This window comes from Psychrobacter sp. PSP (assembly GCF_024085615.1).
Lineage (GTDB): Bacteria > Pseudomonadota > Gammaproteobacteria > Pseudomonadales > Moraxellaceae > Psychrobacter > Psychrobacter pacificensis.
In genome coordinates, this window is the sequence record NZ_JABLTF010000015.1 from 361,375 (window position 1) to 377,732 (window position 16,358).

13 protein-coding genes are annotated in these 16,358 nt (G+C 43.9%); 2 read left to right on the forward strand and 11 right to left on the reverse strand.

Annotation, left to right across the window (positions count from 1 at the left end):
• The first annotated feature begins 17 nt into the window (after window positions 1-17).
• On the forward strand, window positions 18-215 hold the full coding sequence (locus tag HL061_RS05595; RefSeq protein WP_227517188.1) for a DUF302 domain-containing protein: 198 nt from the start codon (window positions 18-20) through the stop codon (window positions 213-215).
• A gap of 91 nt (window positions 216-306) precedes the next feature.
• On the opposite strand, the gene HL061_RS05600 is transcribed toward HL061_RS05595, so the two are convergent.
• From HL061_RS05600 to epmB, 8 genes are all read right to left on the reverse strand, one after another.
• Window positions 307-594, reverse strand: coding sequence for a DUF4031 domain-containing protein (locus tag HL061_RS05600; protein ID WP_071002186.1), 288 nt, complete (start codon window positions 592-594; stop codon window positions 307-309).
• A 111-nt stretch (window positions 595-705) separates the two neighbouring features.
• Window positions 706-2,937 (reverse strand): DUF3488 and transglutaminase-like domain-containing protein, encoded by a 2,232-nt coding sequence (locus HL061_RS05605; protein ID WP_252962609.1) that lies wholly within the window; start codon window positions 2,935-2,937, stop codon window positions 706-708.
• Window positions 2,934-3,905, reverse strand: a complete 972-nt coding sequence (locus tag HL061_RS05610) for a DUF58 domain-containing protein (RefSeq protein WP_227517189.1) — start codon at window positions 3,903-3,905, stop codon at window positions 2,934-2,936. The genes HL061_RS05605 and HL061_RS05610 overlap by 4 nt, the downstream gene beginning before the upstream one ends.
• A gap of 171 nt (window positions 3,906-4,076) precedes the next feature.
• Window positions 4,077-5,105 carry a MoxR family ATPase gene (locus HL061_RS05615; protein ID WP_071002189.1) on the reverse strand — a complete coding sequence of 343 codons (1,029 nt, stop codon included), beginning with the start codon at window positions 5,103-5,105 and terminating at the stop codon, window positions 4,077-4,079.
• Window positions 5,106-5,153: 48 nt separating this feature from the next.
• The gene (locus tag HL061_RS05620; RefSeq protein WP_252962610.1) at window positions 5,154-5,612 is read right to left on the reverse strand and encodes a c-type cytochrome; all 459 of its coding nucleotides are present in this window, start codon (window positions 5,610-5,612) and stop codon (window positions 5,154-5,156) included.
• Window positions 5,613-5,670: 58 nt separating this feature from the next.
• A complete protein-coding gene (locus HL061_RS05625; protein WP_252962611.1) occupies window positions 5,671-7,758 on the reverse strand; it encodes a GGDEF domain-containing phosphodiesterase in 2,088 nt (695 codons plus the stop codon).
• 476 nt (window positions 7,759-8,234) lie between these two features.
• Window positions 8,235-9,974: a hypothetical protein gene (locus tag HL061_RS05630; RefSeq protein ID WP_071002192.1), complete on the reverse strand. Its 1,740-nt coding sequence runs from the start codon at window positions 9,972-9,974 to the stop codon at window positions 8,235-8,237.
• 291 nt (window positions 9,975-10,265) lie between these two features.
• Entirely contained in the window at window positions 10,266-11,273 is a 1,008-nt protein-coding gene (gene epmB, locus HL061_RS05635; RefSeq protein ID WP_071002193.1) for an EF-P beta-lysylation protein EpmB, read from the reverse strand.
• 162 nt (window positions 11,274-11,435) lie between these two features.
• Here epmB and efp point away from each other — a divergent pair, with 162 nt between their 5' ends.
• Window positions 11,436-12,008 carry an elongation factor P gene (gene efp / locus HL061_RS05640; protein WP_058025610.1) on the forward strand — a complete coding sequence of 191 codons (573 nt, stop codon included), beginning with the start codon at window positions 11,436-11,438 and terminating at the stop codon, window positions 12,006-12,008.
• 218 nt (window positions 12,009-12,226) lie between these two features.
• Here the strand turns inward: efp and HL061_RS05645 are convergent, their stop codons facing one another.
• From HL061_RS05645 to HL061_RS05655, 3 genes are all read right to left on the reverse strand, one after another.
• A complete protein-coding gene (locus HL061_RS05645; RefSeq protein WP_227517190.1) occupies window positions 12,227-14,005 on the reverse strand; it encodes a GAF domain-containing hybrid sensor histidine kinase/response regulator in 1,779 nt (592 codons plus the stop codon).
• A 21-nt stretch (window positions 14,006-14,026) separates the two neighbouring features.
• Window positions 14,027-14,908, reverse strand: a complete 882-nt coding sequence (locus HL061_RS05650) for a tRNA threonylcarbamoyladenosine dehydratase (protein ID WP_071002195.1) — start codon at window positions 14,906-14,908, stop codon at window positions 14,027-14,029.
• Window positions 14,909-14,977: 69 nt separating this feature from the next.
• The gene (locus tag HL061_RS05655; RefSeq protein WP_071002196.1) at window positions 14,978-15,964 is read right to left on the reverse strand and encodes a TatD family hydrolase; all 987 of its coding nucleotides are present in this window, start codon (window positions 15,962-15,964) and stop codon (window positions 14,978-14,980) included.
• Between the last annotated feature and the right edge of the window lie 394 nt (window positions 15,965-16,358).

Below are 16,358 nucleotides of genomic sequence, written 5' to 3' on the forward strand. Positions count from 1 at the left end.
AATTAAGATCGTCTCTGATGAATTGCGAGCAAACCGTCGCCATTGATTTACCACAAAAAATCCTCATTAGCGAAGATGCCAATAAAAAGGTATGGCTCTCATACAACAATCCTGAATATCTAAAAACACGCCATAATATCAAAGGTTGCGATACCGTTATTGATAATGTCTCAAAAGCGCTCAACGCAATCAGCACGGCGGCAGTTGCCAAATAATACCAAACGAGAAAAGTATCATCTAAGCAAAAAAAAGGTGGGTGAGCAAAATCTCTACCCACCTTTTTCTTTGTGTAACTTATAAGCTGCATCAGTCACTATCAGATAACGACATTTCAGACTGCAACTCTACTTTTAACTTCTTGGCACATTCAATAATTTTTTTCCTGTCGGCAGGCAGCGCCCCATTCTCAAGGGCTGTTTCGCGCATTTGCACGGTAATATCATAATGCGGGTAGCTTGCGGTGCGGTGGAATAAACGTGGATCTACCTCAATCAATGCTGCAAAATCATGCAGCTCTTGCAAACTATCCGCAAGCATATGACACCATTTATAGCCTTTGAATTTTATCTGCACAAAATCTACATATACCGCCATGAGACACTCTCTTACTTATCTTCTCAAAACAACCTTTACTGATATTTGCTACATATCCATGCGTCAGCATCTTTAATCTCACTCAAATTATCAACGCCATCCATTAAAACGTTACAATAATTCGCGCACATTCTTTTTCAGCTGCTTAAGTAGTTTTTGATATTCACTATGGTTAGTATCCAAGTTACTCAGGCGCCCATAACGTAACTGACGGTAGTTTTGCTTAATTTCAATCAGTTTTGTCTGAATCGCTATCGGGTTTTCACTGTCTGTTAAATGACTTGCATGACGGCGAGTATCGTCATTTAGGCGACTATCGATAGCAGATGCTAAGCGTTCTAGCCAAGCTAACTGTCCTTCATGATCCTCTCGAGCCAATAATTTATCGCGCTTGCCGACATGTTTCGAGAGCTGGGCAAGCGGCAAATCTGCTGGGTGCCAGCGTTTGCGCCGGCGGCGCCAAATGATGAATACTAAGGTAGTCATAACGATAATAGCACTGGCCGCCAACCAAATCACTTGCTGCATAATGGAGCTGATGTTGAACCATTTTAGGAGCGAATCTGCTTGTTTGTCTTGGTCATAACCGACCACATCTTTTTGCCAGTAATAGCTGGCTTGGTCAGACAAGCGACGTAGTGTTTGTAGCATTTGATACTGCTGATAGCTGATTTGCGCGCTGGCACCACTGCCAAACATGGCTGCGCCTTGCTGCTGGGTCATCGCATTCATACCCTGCTCAACCCGCTCAGGCGCCACAAACGACGTGGGATCGACGCGTACCCAGCCTTGGCCTTCGAGCCAAACTTCAGTCCATGCATGCGCATCTTTTTGACGCACTTCCCAAACATCACCACCTTGACTCAGCTCACCACCTTGATAGCCTGCTACTACCCGCGCTGGAATACCAGCTGCGCGCATCATAAAAGTAAAGCTTGAAGAGTAATGCTCACAAAATCCTGCTTTGGTCTGAAACAAAAACTCATCGATACGATCAGTATTGAGTCGTGGCGGTGACAACGTATAGCGAAACTCTGTTTGATTGATCCAGCGCTCGATAGCAGCCATGTAGCGCACGGGATCTGAGCCTGATTGTACAAATAACTGCTGAGCAAGCGCGCGTGCTTGCGGATTACCCTCTGCTGGTAGTGCCAGATTTAGGCGTCTTGATGCCTCTGTCAGCACAGTATCAATACGCATCGGCGCAAACTGCAATACATCATAACGCAGCTGCTGCGTAACAGGCTGATCTTTTGATAATGTAAAGTTGGAAGTAATGTTGATATCTGGCTGCTGAGAAAAAGAATAATCGAGCCCGAATAACCAGTTCTGCTGAGTAGGTTCTAGGATAATTTGATAGCGAGTAGGTGCGGCTTGCACTTGCTCAGGAACGGTAGCAAAGGCATTTTGAATCCATGTAGGGGCTTGCGATCTAGTCGGCCATTGGCTTACCTGATTGCTTGGTCGCCAGGTAACTCCGTCAAAATCACTAAACACGAGTCCGCGCCAATATAGTTGCTGTTGCGGTGGACGCTCATCGCCAAACTCTACGCGAAAAGCCAGCTGAGTTGACTGGCCTAAATTGGCAAAATCACCGGGTGACATACTATCGGACACACCTGTGGTCGCTTGCTGAGCTGATAGTTGTACAGACCACAGTGGCGGCAGTCTTGGGAAAAATAGAAACAGCACCACCAACAATGGCAGTGCCCCAATCCCTAACACCCCTAAAGTACGCAGGCGTCCATCACCGTCATCATTACTATCGTCGTTTAGGGCAATAAACGCCAGCAGGACAATAACAGCGCCCAGTACCACCTCTAAAGTTGTCAGCAACCCTTGATCCATTAAAAACAATGCAGCAAGTACAAATAACGATAGATTCAATACCACATAAGCATCGCGCCGCTTGTACAGCTCCCAAAGCTTACTAGCGAGACATAGCACCAAAAATGCCACGCCCATGTCCAGCCCAAATGCTGTGTTATACGTTAGCCACAGACCTACTAGGCCTAATAAAAAACCCAGCATCTGCATGCTTTGATAGACACGTTTTAAATGCGAGAGTTTTTTTAGCCGACTCTTGAGACGCGGTAGTTGGGCAATAATACTAATCGCCGCAAACCCGATTAACCATATTGGCAAGTGAGCAGCATGTGGCAACACGACTGCTATTTGAGCAATTAGCACCCAGTAGTAAGCTGGTAGAGCCAGTAGTCGCCGATACCATTTATTATCAGCTGCTATGCCACTTTTCGCTTGTATATTTTGACCGAGTGCTAACTGCTCAAATCTTGCCGTTTTTGTGGCATCGGTTGCAGAAAACTGTTTGGGTTCATTCATGGTGCTTTCGCCAGCCTTAGCAAGCACGCTTGCGCAAAAGTCTCGCCATCACCCACCGCTGCGCTAGTAGGCGTATCATTGGGTAAACGCATTTGAAAGGGCACGTCTAATTGACCCAATGTCAACGCCCCATGAGCCAATTGCGCAAGCTTCTGTTCATGATGAGCACCTGGCATATCTGCATAATCAAGCGTTTGCTCATGACCGACAGGGTCTGCAAAGTGCTTGGTAAACATGCCTTGACCCCGTGCCACATGGCCCCAAGAGACACGGGCCAGCGACTCCCCTTCGACATAATTATCCAGTCGCTCAAAGTCGTCTTGCCCTTGTCGATATTGTCCGCCAATTGGCAGATCCTCCGAGCTTGCAACTGAATACTGCACCTGCCAGTCAAATGCTTCAGGTTTGGGATACACCCAAGTCTTACGCGCAAAATAGACATAAGACCAAGCACGCATAATACCCAAAGGATAAACGGTTTTAATTATTAGTCGTGGCAGCTCAAGAGGACCGCGATTGTAGGTTTGAACAGGTAAGCGAATAGTTTGCTCACTTTGTAGACTCGTCACGAGTATGGAGCTTTGCCGATTCGTGCCACTTTTATCCTTCTTGTCAGCTACTTGCTCAAACTCAAATAATAACTGCCGCCGTGGCTGACGGCTCTCACTTTTGAGTTGCAGTGTCACCCAAGCAGGAGTACCGGCCTCTGTCATAGTCACTTCTAGCAGACGCATTTGCAGACCCGATATGTGCGCAAAAGTCACATGAAAACTAATCAACCAAACGCTGACCAGATAAAAGCACAAGCCAAGTACCAAGTTATTGCCATAATTGATACCCGCGATAAAGGTAATCACTAATAGCACAGCAAATAGCATACCCTCACGACTAAAAAAAATATAGACGTTGCGTAGATTGAGCGTCGCGCTATCATTTTTGGGTGCGCGCGAGGCAAACCAACGGCTCATTGCTGACCTGATTGACGCGGTTAAGGCTTTTGGTAAAAAGCTCATGACTACCCTATTCTTACCATGTAATTGACTCTAGTCGCTAGTCCTCAGACTAACGGACTCGATGATATAGCCATGTATTATTAAACCTGCTCGTACTTCAATATAGATAACTAAAAATATAGACAGCTAAACGATGACAGGCACGTCTGCTAAAATGCGTTGGGCGATGGTCTGCGGTGCTTGCCCACCTACCACTTGTGCAGGGGCAAAACGCTGCCCGAGACGATGATCAGCCACGGCAGCGAAGACCGCTTGGATATCTTCAGGCGTCACCTCCATATGCCCCGACACATAAGCATAAGCCTGTGCAGCACGCTGTAGCGATAGCACGCCACGTGGTGATAACCCATGATACTCTTGGCTTGCTCGAGTCTTTGCAACGAGTCTTTGTAGATAATCCAATACCACGTCCGCCACATAAACTTGTTTTACGCCTTGTTGTGCCAATAGCACAGCCTCAGTATCAAGCACCGTATCTAGATCCTTTAATAGCTCACGGCGATCTTGACCTTTTAGTAGTTCACGCTCTGCCATAGGTGATGGATAGCCCAATGACAGACACAGCAAGAACCTATCTAACTGTGATTCAGGTAACGGATAGACGCCAGCTTGTTGCAGTGGGTTTTGGGTTGCAATAACAAAGAACGGCTGCGGCAAAGAATAAGTTTGTCCATCTTGCGTCACTTGTCGCTCTTCCATTGCTTCAAGGAGTGCGCTTTGCGTCTTGGGGCTGGAGCGGTTGATTTCGTCAGCAAGTAGCAGTTGAGTAAAAATAGGACCGGGACGAAATTCAAAACGCAGTTTACTTTGGTCATAGATACTCATGCCTAAGATATCGGCAGGGAGCATGTCATTGGTGAACTGCACTCGGCTAAAACTCAGGCCTAACAGCTTAGCCAAACCTTGAGCCAGAGTTGTCTTACCCATACCAGGTAAATCTTGTAGCAATAAATGCCCACCTGCTAGTATGCCACTGAGTGCCAATTTAACTGCTTGCGGTTTGTCCAATACAATTTGGTTCAATTGCGCCATCAATTGTGCAATTTTCTGCTGATTGCGTTGCAAATCGGTGCCACTGGGAGCGGATTGACCAAGCGTTTTGGATATTTTTTGATATGTAGGTGATGGTGCTCTATCGTTAGGGGCATGGGTCATAGTAAATTATCGGCTCATTTTTTGGGTCATAACGATCAACCAGTAAGGTCAGTTCGCATCCTCTACGACGATCGGCGCATCAGCGCGGAGGGTTGATAAATACGCAATAACATCCGCGCGCTCTTTAGCATCTGGCATAGGGTCTGATAGCATCTTTGAATCTGGCATGGCTTTTTGTGCATCCGCGATATAGGGATCGAGTGTTTTGGCGTCCCATACCCATCCTGACTCTGTGAGCCCTTCGCTATAAGTGTAATCTTTTAGCTCAGCAGCTGGTGCGCCGTATATATTCATTAATTGCGGGCCCTTTTTATTGAGACCAGCGTTGAGCTGGTGGCATTGACTGCAAGCATCTTGATAAATTAACGAGCCATTATCTGCATCTCCATTGACATATAGTGGTAGTGTCACAGGGTCGCGATGATCAGGCGGGGTATGCTCACAAGCAGTGAGCAATAAAACAGCGGCAAAAAGACTGCTTATTTGATATTTACTAATAATAGACATTTTGGCAATCTTTGGTTGGTGAGCATTAGCGATAAAGATTTTGTAGCATCGCAATATGTTAACTGGCGATCTTTAGCGTTTTGCTAGGCTTTTCTAAATAGTATCCTTGCAGATAGCGCGCCCCCACACTCCATGCGACTGACATAGTCGCTGCATCTTCAATATACGGCATTAGCACATCAACATTTACCTCATTGATGCGCATGATAAGTGATTTAACCGTGTCTAAGTTATCTGCTGAATTGATATCTTGTACATAGTTACGCGCCAAACGCACGATATCCGGCTGCACTAAATTGGCAATTTCGATAGATTTGGCAGAAGAACCAAAATTAGTAATGCCCATTTGACAGTTGACTTCGTTAAGGGCCGAAAACTGAGATTTTGCCACAGTTAAATGATCCGAGATGTCTTTTTCGTTAAATTGCAACGTTAAGACACCAGCAGCGCCGCCTACTGCCTTGATCAGTTGGCTTGCCACATTGGGCAGTTTCTTGTCAATTAATGAGGCACTGGTTAGCTGCACCAATAGTCTGGCTTCAGGATGCTCTTTACGGACATCATTGATTTTTTTGCACGCATTAATGAGTACCCAGCGATCTATCTTTTCAAGTAGCTTGTGTTTTCTGGCCACAGCCATAAACTGATCAGGAGTCAATACCGTGTTATCGGCATCGGCCAATGGCAGACGTAGATACACTTCAAAAAAGTCACTACGATCTTGATTGATATCATATATTGGTTGAAATGACAGCTCAAATCGACTGTTTGTAATAGCATCAATCAGAGACTCAGCAAGCGCATGATCATCACTATTGGCATGCTCACTCGGATCATATAGATGATAAGTACCACCATGGTTAGAGGTTTCGACCATGATCTGGCTAATAGCATCCATAGCACGCTCTATTATTATAGCGGGCTCTGCGGTATTTTTTTCGATTTTGACGATTGCGATACTTACCGTGGTACTCGTCGTACGCTTATCTACCTCAATGAGCATCTCACTGATACGCGAACCTATGTTCTCAGCCAGCTCTTCGAGCTCTGAGGTAGTTTTGTTTTTGACAAGTATCATAAATGCGGTATCACTAAAGCGGCTGACATGTCCATCCGATACCAGTTCATCTAGTGCATAGGCAACCTGTTTGACAGTCGTATCTACTCCTTGCAGACCGAGGCTACTTCTTATTTTTCCAATGTTATCGAGCTGTACATAGAGCAATGCTGCTGTCAGCACGCCTTGAGTTGCTTGCTGGTGCACTATCGCCATTTGCTCCTCAAAGCCGTGGCGATTATTCACACCTGTCAGGTTATCTTTACGCTCTGCTTCAGCCAAGCGTTTGGCAACCTCTGCGCTGTTGCTAGCATTTTGTTGTATGATAATCTGAGTAACGGGTTCGCCATCTAAAGTCGCAGATGCCAACTGTAATTTTGCCTCAAAAGTACTGCCATCCGTGCGCACGCTTTCAAAGTTAAACTCGACTTCGTCACGGCTACCTTTATCGAACTGACGTAGAAATTGCTTGAAGTCCTTGACACTATCGCCACCTGAAATCAAATCAATCACAGGTACCCCTATGACATCATTCATTGACCGAAAGCCAAACAGTTGAAGATAGGGATCATTGGCAAAGATATGGATACCTTCATCGATATAGGCAACTGCACTTTTCGAGTTTTTAATCAGCACATTGGCACGTTGCTCTGCTTCTGATAGGACATGGCGTAGTTTCTTGAGCTCACGGCGACTACGCAAGCTGTCATGCTGTAAGCAGATAGCCATAACGATAGCCATCTCTTGATCAGCCTTGAGTGCTTTGACCATGGTTCCGCTCATCACCGCAGGCAACCCCTCATCATTACACGCGGTCGATATTGCCTCATCCTTCATCAAATAAATCATCGGCAAATCAATGCTCTGCTCTTGAATGATGCCAACCACATCCGTAAAGCTCATATCATAAGCACTAACGAATACCAGCACATCCCACGACTGGCGCAGTACTTTTAGTAGCTCTTCTTTATCATCCAAAAATCCTAAATTCACGCTGTCATAATAATCACTCAGTAGATGTACAAGACGCTCAGCATAGAGCTGATCATCGTTAATCACTAATAGATTTAAGGTGGACTGAATGCGCATAGGTGGCCTTTTAATCTTATGGTTGTATCTTTATCTCTTATTTTTGACACCTTATACTGTTTCCAAAAATTAATCTGGCTTAGAAAACATTATAGAGAGTAGGCTCAGTAAGTATTGTGATAGTAGCTGAGTTTTAGTTGGCGTAATATATTCTAGCGCCCGAGGCATCTTATAAATTAGAGTAACAATATCGCTCATTATAGACAATAATTTGATTGACTGCAGGTTAACTTATGACCTTGTTTGTTTAATATCATTATCAAAAAAAACATCAGCCTTTTTTCTTATACGGTGCAACCCCTCTTTCTTTCAATATAGTAGAACCTCAATAAAATTGATACAGCATAGGAAACGCGCTCGATTAAACGCTACTTTTCTTGCTTGCTGTGACTGCGTCTCCAGAGGCTGCGAAAAATAGCGTTTAATCTTGCTATACCATTTTTATAATGGTTTCACTATAAATACATAAATAGACATTATTTTGCTATTTCGTATTGACTAAACCCTTCAGTTATCATCAATCTACGACCCAAACGTAGATAGGTTTGTTTACTGCTGATACGCATGATGACTCTATCATCAGGCTGAAAGTAAGACGAAGGTACAATCAGCGAACTCATGGTTTGCAGCTGCTCATCCTTACCCAGAATCAGCGCTGGCACAAAACAATGCTTCTGTGGGTCCCTCCCTTCCAAGCGCAACCCGCATGCCACAATCTGATGACCAAGCAATTGCCATTCAACCTCTTTGTCTTTGGTATCAAAATGTCGCCAGCGCACCACCCCTATTGACCGATCAGGCTGCTCTGTCACATCAGGTTGACAGAGTAAGAACAAACTCATGATATGTAATGATGGCGGTGTGGTTGCAACAAGCTCGCCATCTATCATATCCATATCAAGAGCCTCCTCTTCAACATGCTCTTCATTCAAGACATCTACTGTTGGCACCAATCGCAGTGTACGAAATAATGACAAACTGTCATGGCTGTCAAACACCTCTATGTCTAATACGCTATTACTGTTTTGCTCTGCATTAACCGTGTCATAACGAGGGCGCTCATCTATGGATAACTCATCTATTGCTATCAAGCTAGCAAAGCTGCTTGAGTCACCAACATGGTGATGGATACTGTTAAAACCAGCGATTAAACTCGCACGGTGTTTGAGACTATATTTAGTAGGCAGCGTGAGCTGTGGTTGTAGATAACGATAACTGACTGTCATTGATATTGTATTCAACAGACCGTGTCCTATCCCCACATTACTGCTCTCAGTGGATAGCTGCCTACGTGAATTAAAATACTGCACCATAGGAGTCAGCTCTAAAAACAAACAGTCATAGCGATCTTCATAGGGATTTATCTCAGAGTTGGGCGTTAGATACGTTGGTGGTTTATCACTCTGTAAATCTACGAACACGCGTGTTTCCGTCGTTGGTTCTATTGTCGCAACAATATAATAAGACCATTCAGGCAATAAACGTTGTACCAATAGAACATTAGGACGACGCATGGCACATACATTCAATAAACTATGCAAACATATTTGGCAATAAAGCTGATGAATACTATTTGTGTAGGGTGTCACTGTTTCTCGATTCAACTCGAGATGAGACACACGCTGTTGATAAGCGAGGTGGTACAACTGATTAATTCTGAACCAGAGATAATCTGATGGCTTGCGATAGCAAAGTGCCTCTTCACACAATAGCTTGTGGTACCTCAGTAACGACTGATAAATGGCAACCGTAAGCGTATTGGCGCGCTTTTTATTGGTATTAAAATAGCGTGGAAAACCTTTCTTTAAAATATTTTTTGGCGGACTGTTTGATATTAATTCTTGACGACGTACAACCTTGTCATAAGCCAAAATAATTAAATAATGCAAGGATTTTACTTGAGCCACATAACCCAACTGCACCTCACTCAGCGCGCCTGTTTCATAAATATACTGCTGTCGTAACGTGGCAATCAACCGATCTGAAGCATCGCTCACAGCCGTCATCAGTTTAAGGCATTGAAGCTCATCTATATTGGCCTCGCATAATACGGAGAGAACTTTTTCTAAGTGCTCAGCTTGCTGCTCTTGGGTTTGTGAAGATAGCGTTGTCAATAGTTTGAGCAAATGATGCTCTTGGCCGCTCACTGATTGGTTTGGCGTTGTTAGTGGCTCTTTGGAAGAAAGGGCTTCTTGAAACTTAGATAAAGTTATCATCAGTATTCCTACTCACTGTTGGTCACTCTGAGTAAGTTGACAAGAGGCAAGTATGCAACCACACAAAGTAGAGCAATATCAGGTAAAAAGCATGCAAACTGTGTATTGTTTTAAAGAGACTATGGGTATGAACGATAGACGTTTTATTGTTAGACAATATATTTTAGGCGTTCTATCAATATAATGTCTGATACCGTGACCCCCTTCTTATAAAAAATCAGTCACTGACCAATTTTTATCAACAATCGTCTCTTTTTAACAGGTTTTTTCTGCACCCCTATATTGCCTGCATTAAATATGTTTGTAAATATCAATCGGCACCTTAAATGGCCTATTCGGCAGTTCTCTGACCAACTTGGGTACCAAATATCCCGGTAATGCTGCCAATAACGACCAGTAAAGCTCAATTGACGACCGCTCGTCATTATCAAAGTGTGCGGCACCAGCCACCTTATCTAAAACATATAGATAATACGGTAGTACGCCACAAGCAAACAAACGCTGGCTTAATTCTGTCTGAGCATCGATATTATCGTTAACATCTTTTAATAGTACTGCTTGATTTAGCATCGTCACGCCAGCTGCGCGAGCACGTTGAAGGTACTCTGCTGTCAGATCATCAATCTCGTTGGCATGATTACAATGAATGACCATCACGATACGGCAACGACTTTGAGACAGTCTGTCTAATAGTGCGTCATCCAATCGGGCTGGAATAACCAGCGGTAGACGAGTATGCAGTCGAATTGTCGTCAGCTGCGGAATAGATTCCAAAGTATCTAACCATGCAAACAGACGTCTATTGGTCACATTTAAAGGATCACCCCCGCTCAAAATCACTTCATTGATTTCAGGATGCGCGCTGATATAGTTGATGATATTTTCTTTTGCATCAGCAGTTGGCATATTGGCGCTATAGTCGAAATGCTGACGGAAACAGTAGCGACAATGAATCGCGCACGCCCCAGTAATCGTCAGTAATACTCTTGATTGGTACTTGTGCAGCATTCCTTTGACAGGGTTTTGGCTGTTTTCGCTTAAAGGATCTGCTACATAGCCTGTGACGTTGATTTGCTCTTGTTGGTCTGGCAGTATTTGTCTTAATAGCGGATCATCACGGTCGCCCACAGTCATTTTTGCCACAAAGCCGCGCGGCACACGCAGCTCAAAATGCTTCGGCACATAGACCTCTGCACGTAGTGAGTCGAGTTTTAGGAGACTGAGCAACTCGTCAACAGAGGTAATGGCTTCCGATAATTGCGTTTGCCAGTTTTTTTGTGTGATTAAATGGTTTATCATGACAGCCTACTACCTGTGCCCAAAATCGGATATTATACGCCCTTAGTGTCTACCCTATCAAAGTATATCGCTAATACGTAAGCACTTGGCTTGGCAGCAACTTTTGGTACAGTCAGCCTCATATCTATCTACTACCATATCTACAACCCCTAGGAGTCTCTTGTGGCAAGTTTTTCTACTAATGAATTTAAAGCTGGTCTAAAAGTCATGCTGGATGGCAACCCTTGTGCCATTCTTGAAAACGAATTTGTCAAACCCGGTAAAGGTCAAGCCTTTAACCGCGTTAAGCTGCGTAATCTTCGTAGTGGTAAAGTACTGGAGCAAACATTCAAATCAGGCGACAGCTTAGAAGCGGCTGATGTGATGGATACGGAAATGAACTATCTATACAATGATGGTGAGTTTTGGCACTTTATGCACCCTGAAAGCTTTGAGCAAATTCAAGCTGACAAAAACGCGATGGGCGACGCGATACAGTGGTTAAAAGAGAACAGCAATGCTCTATGCACCATTACTTTGTTCAATGGCACACCTTTATCAGTAACGCCGCCTAACTTTGTTGAATTACAAATCACAGAAACCGATCCTGGTGTACGCGGTGACACCTCAGGTGGCGGCGGCAAGCCGGCTAAGCTAGAAACTGGTGCCGTGGTACGTGTACCGCTATTTGTACAGCAAGGTGAAATCGTCCGTGTTGATACGCGTACGGGTGACTACCAAACTCGTGTAAACTAATAGCGCAATAAGCATGATTGATCGCTGAGATTGTTGTGTTGATCACTAATAAAAAAGCTTAACCGCTATATAAACGGTTAAGCTTTTTTGTGTTTACAGCGGCTGTATTCATTGTCGCATAGTCGCCTTTAACGTTTGGTAGCGCCTAGTATTTAGTTAGTCGCGCCTAATATTTAATAGTCATTGTCATGGCAATTATCATGATAACGACCTGTGACTTACTCCTCTTCTGATAGCTGCTTTTGTATCAACCAATATTGTACTAAAGCATTTAGCTGCTCCTTTTTAAAAGGTTTGGTGCAATAATCTTGCATACCCACTTTTAAGTACTTTTCGCGCTCTCCATCCATGGCATTGGCAGTCAAAGCGATAATAGGTGGTAGGTCTTGAGGGTCATAAAGCTCATGCAGCTTAATAGTGGCCTGTACACCATCCAAAATCGGCATGTGATGATCCATCAAGATGACATCATAACGTTTGGGAAACAAGGCAAAAGCTTCAATCGCTTGTTGACCATCAGTCACATGAGTGACGGTATGACCGCTATTGGTCAATGCCTTTCTGGCAATAATGGCATTGACGGTATCATCTTCTACCAATAAGATATGACCTGCACGCTCGTGGCTAGGCTCTGCCATTGTGAGATCATGAGAGTCTTGCCATGTTTCGTATTTCTCTTCATCAATAGTCGGTAGCGGCAATAACACTCGAAATGTAGTACCAACGCCTACGGTACTATCGACACAAATATACCCACCCATCAGATCGACAAGAGATTTGCAGACGGAGAGCCCAAGACCTGTACCACCATAAAGGCGATGCGTGAATTTATTGGCTTGATCATAAGCATCAAATATTGCCTCTAATGACTCAGCTTTTATACCGACACCTGTATCTGTGACCTCAATACATAAGGTCATATTTTTATCCGCCTTACGTTCTAACGTCTCCTGCCTCATGCTATTTTTGTCAATATTTTCGCGATAGCAATTATTCATATGCTTGACATCAATACTCACTCTCCCGCCTTCACGGGTAAACTTAATCGCGTTATTCACAAGATTTGCGATGATTTGTTTGAGGCGTACTGGATCCCCTTTCACATAAGGTGATAATGACTCGGTATAATGATAATCTAGCGTCAAACCTCGTTGACGTGCCTTAATAGAAAATAGGCTGACCACTTCATTACATAATGTAGATAAATTGAGTGGGATAGAATCGATAGTCATTTTTCCAGACTCAACTTTCGATAAGTCCAAAATCCCATTAATAATCACCATCAAATGCTCATTAGAGACTTTGATGTTATCTACATACTCTCGCTGTTCAGCGCTAAGCTCGGTGTCACCTAGCATCTCTACCATACCAATGATACCGTTCATTGGTGTTCGTATTTCGTGACTCATATTGGCCAAAAAGTTAGATTTCATCTCATTGGCGTGTTTGGCATCACGTTCTTTATCCTGTAGCTTCAACGCATCTGCTGCCATCATCGCAAACTGCGCCAATACCTCTTTTTGTTGGTCACTAAAGCTATGGTTGGGCTTGGTATCCATCAGGCATAATGAACCTAACCGGTAACTTTTATTGCCCTCATGCAAAATGATCGGTGCACCCGCATAAAACCGCAAATGAGACAAGCCAGTAACTAATGGGTTCTGACGAAAGCGACTGTCCTCCAATGCATCTGGCACCACAAAGACTTCGTTAGATAAAACCGTATAATTACAAAAGGCTACTTCACGTGTTGTGGTACGTACACTCTCAGTCTCACTGTTGAATTTGCAGGCTGTTTTTAAATATTGCGTTTCCTCATCCATAAAAGTGATCGTTACCACCGGCACATCAAAAAACAGCTTTACGAGTGCAACGAGTCGATCAAATGCAGGCTCCTCATCTTCATTGAGTACCTGATATTTTTTCAACTTGTTGATACGCTCTACTTCATCTACCGCTACTGGGTAGCTGCTTTTAGGTGAGTTAGATATAGACAAGATCGACTCCATTAAATAATATCAGACGCTCGATTGGTGACTCGTCTGCTTTATCAATAATTGTAACGCTTCATTGACCATAATCATTGCGACCACCGATGTGACGACCACTGCCGACCCATAACCACCACATTGTAATCCGCCTGCTTGGCAGCTCTTATCCACATGTGGTGGCTCGGTAGAATAAACACATTTGATACCGAACTTCTCTTTTAGCGCGCTATTGATGCCTTTTTCGTGGCGCAGCTTGTTACGCAATTTGGCAAGCAATGGATCTTGATAGCTATCACGCAAGTCGCTCACTCTTATTTGACTTGGATCTATCTTACCACCTGCACCACCTGCACAGACCAGCTTTAATTTATTAAAACGGCAATGTAGGGCAATCGCCAGCTTGGCATTCATATCATCCACGCAATCTAAAATTACAGTAGGCCTACCTTGATCGGCAGCTGCTTTCGCTTCGTGGCGACTCGGCAGTAGCGCTGCGACGTTTTCGACGGTCAAGAAATCATCAACGAGATTTAAGGTGACTTGAGGGTTGATCTCCTTAATACGTGCCGCCATTGCCTCAATTTTGCTTTGACCAAACGTACTGTCTAACGCCGGTAGCTGCCGATTGACATTAGAGGCCACCAAAACGTCCAAATCAATCAAGGTAATCATACCGACTGCCGTACGTGCCAGCGCTTCTGCCGCCCAAGAACCAACACCGCCTACCCCAATGATATAAACATGCGACGCTGCAAACGTATTGACAGCTGATGTGCCATAAAGCGTACGCGTACCTTGGAAGCGGCGGTCATACTGCTCATTTTTTTCATCTACGCTAGCTTGTACATTATCATATTCGGTAGTGACTGGCTCTACGACTGGGTGCTCAATTTGTCTGGTTTCATTCATAGCTTTTTAAATACTCTTTTTAAATATTTTGACTGTGCTTACTTCATCTTTTAAGTATAAGTTTAATAATTATGTTGGGTAGGCCCAGTTTACTTTTAGAGCATCGCAGCTATTTTGCCATAACTGCTTAGCAAGTTTATCCTGTGAGACACCCAATAATTCACTTAAACTCGACAATACCCAAGGCAAATTAGCAGGAATATTCCTATCATGTGCGTGGGCTGCCTCCCATTCATTGTCTAGGCTTTGTCCAACGGCTGAATGCTGACTATTTGAATTTTGACACATAATCGGCGTCATATCCGGACAGTCTGTCTCAATCACCAAGCACTCAATACCATATGTATCCACAGCGGCCTGAATAGCACGGCGCAGTTTTTTGGCGTTCGGATTGGTCACCTGACCTGTAACACCCAGCTTAAACCCTAGTTTCACAAATGCCTTGGCTTCTTGTTCACCACCACTAAAACTATGCGCAATACCGCCCAATGTATGAGCATCGTATTCATGCGCTTTTAATATAGCAAGCGCTTCGGCATGCGCCTTACGAATATGAAGCATCACTGGCAACTGATAGGTCACAGCGATATCTAGCTGCGCCTTAAAGAACCGCTTTTGTTTATCAAAAACATCAGGCTCTTTCATTGCGTCAGTAAAGGTATCCAAGCCAATTTCACCAATGGCTAATGGTCGACAGGCAGCAACCATTTGTGCCAATTCTGTCAAATGAGCATCAGTATGCTGCTCGATATAAAAAGGATGTAAGCCTAGCGCAATATGGGTACAGAAATCAGACTCGTTATGCTCGCCAGTGTCTATGCCAAAACGCTTTGATAACTTATCGATCAACTGCTTAGTGTCATACATACGCTCAAAATGCTGATAAAGATAACCAACCAGCACAAGATGACGTATACCTTGATGGTAAGCTTTTTGCACCTGTTGCTCTCGATCATTATCAAATACTGGCGCATCAAAATGTGTATGGGTATCAATGAGCGGATAACAATTGCTCAAGGCTTGATTTACCCTATTTGATGACTCAGGACCAGACATAAATACACTCCAAAAACAACGTGTTTAGCAAAATACCTTATCAACCATCATATTATACACATGGTTGTAGTAACAGCCTATTCAAGCGATGCCGCGTTCACTATAAAGCGCTATGCGCCCCTACTGGGTATCCTTATCCCCGTGATGAGCATTCTTATTTTTTAAATTTGCGATATTAGTGTCAGTCACCTTATCGGATTTTCGACTACTACGCCGAGGAATAATCAATAAGGCGGTGGCCACAGCACCCAAGACCAGCCAACTTTTACCCCTTTTATGATTTGCCATGATTGTCTCTACCTATTGATACAGCACCAATTTTATGGATATAAATGTGCATACCTATTTTTATCTCACTAAAGTTTAGTATACGTAAAATACGACGGTCGCTCTG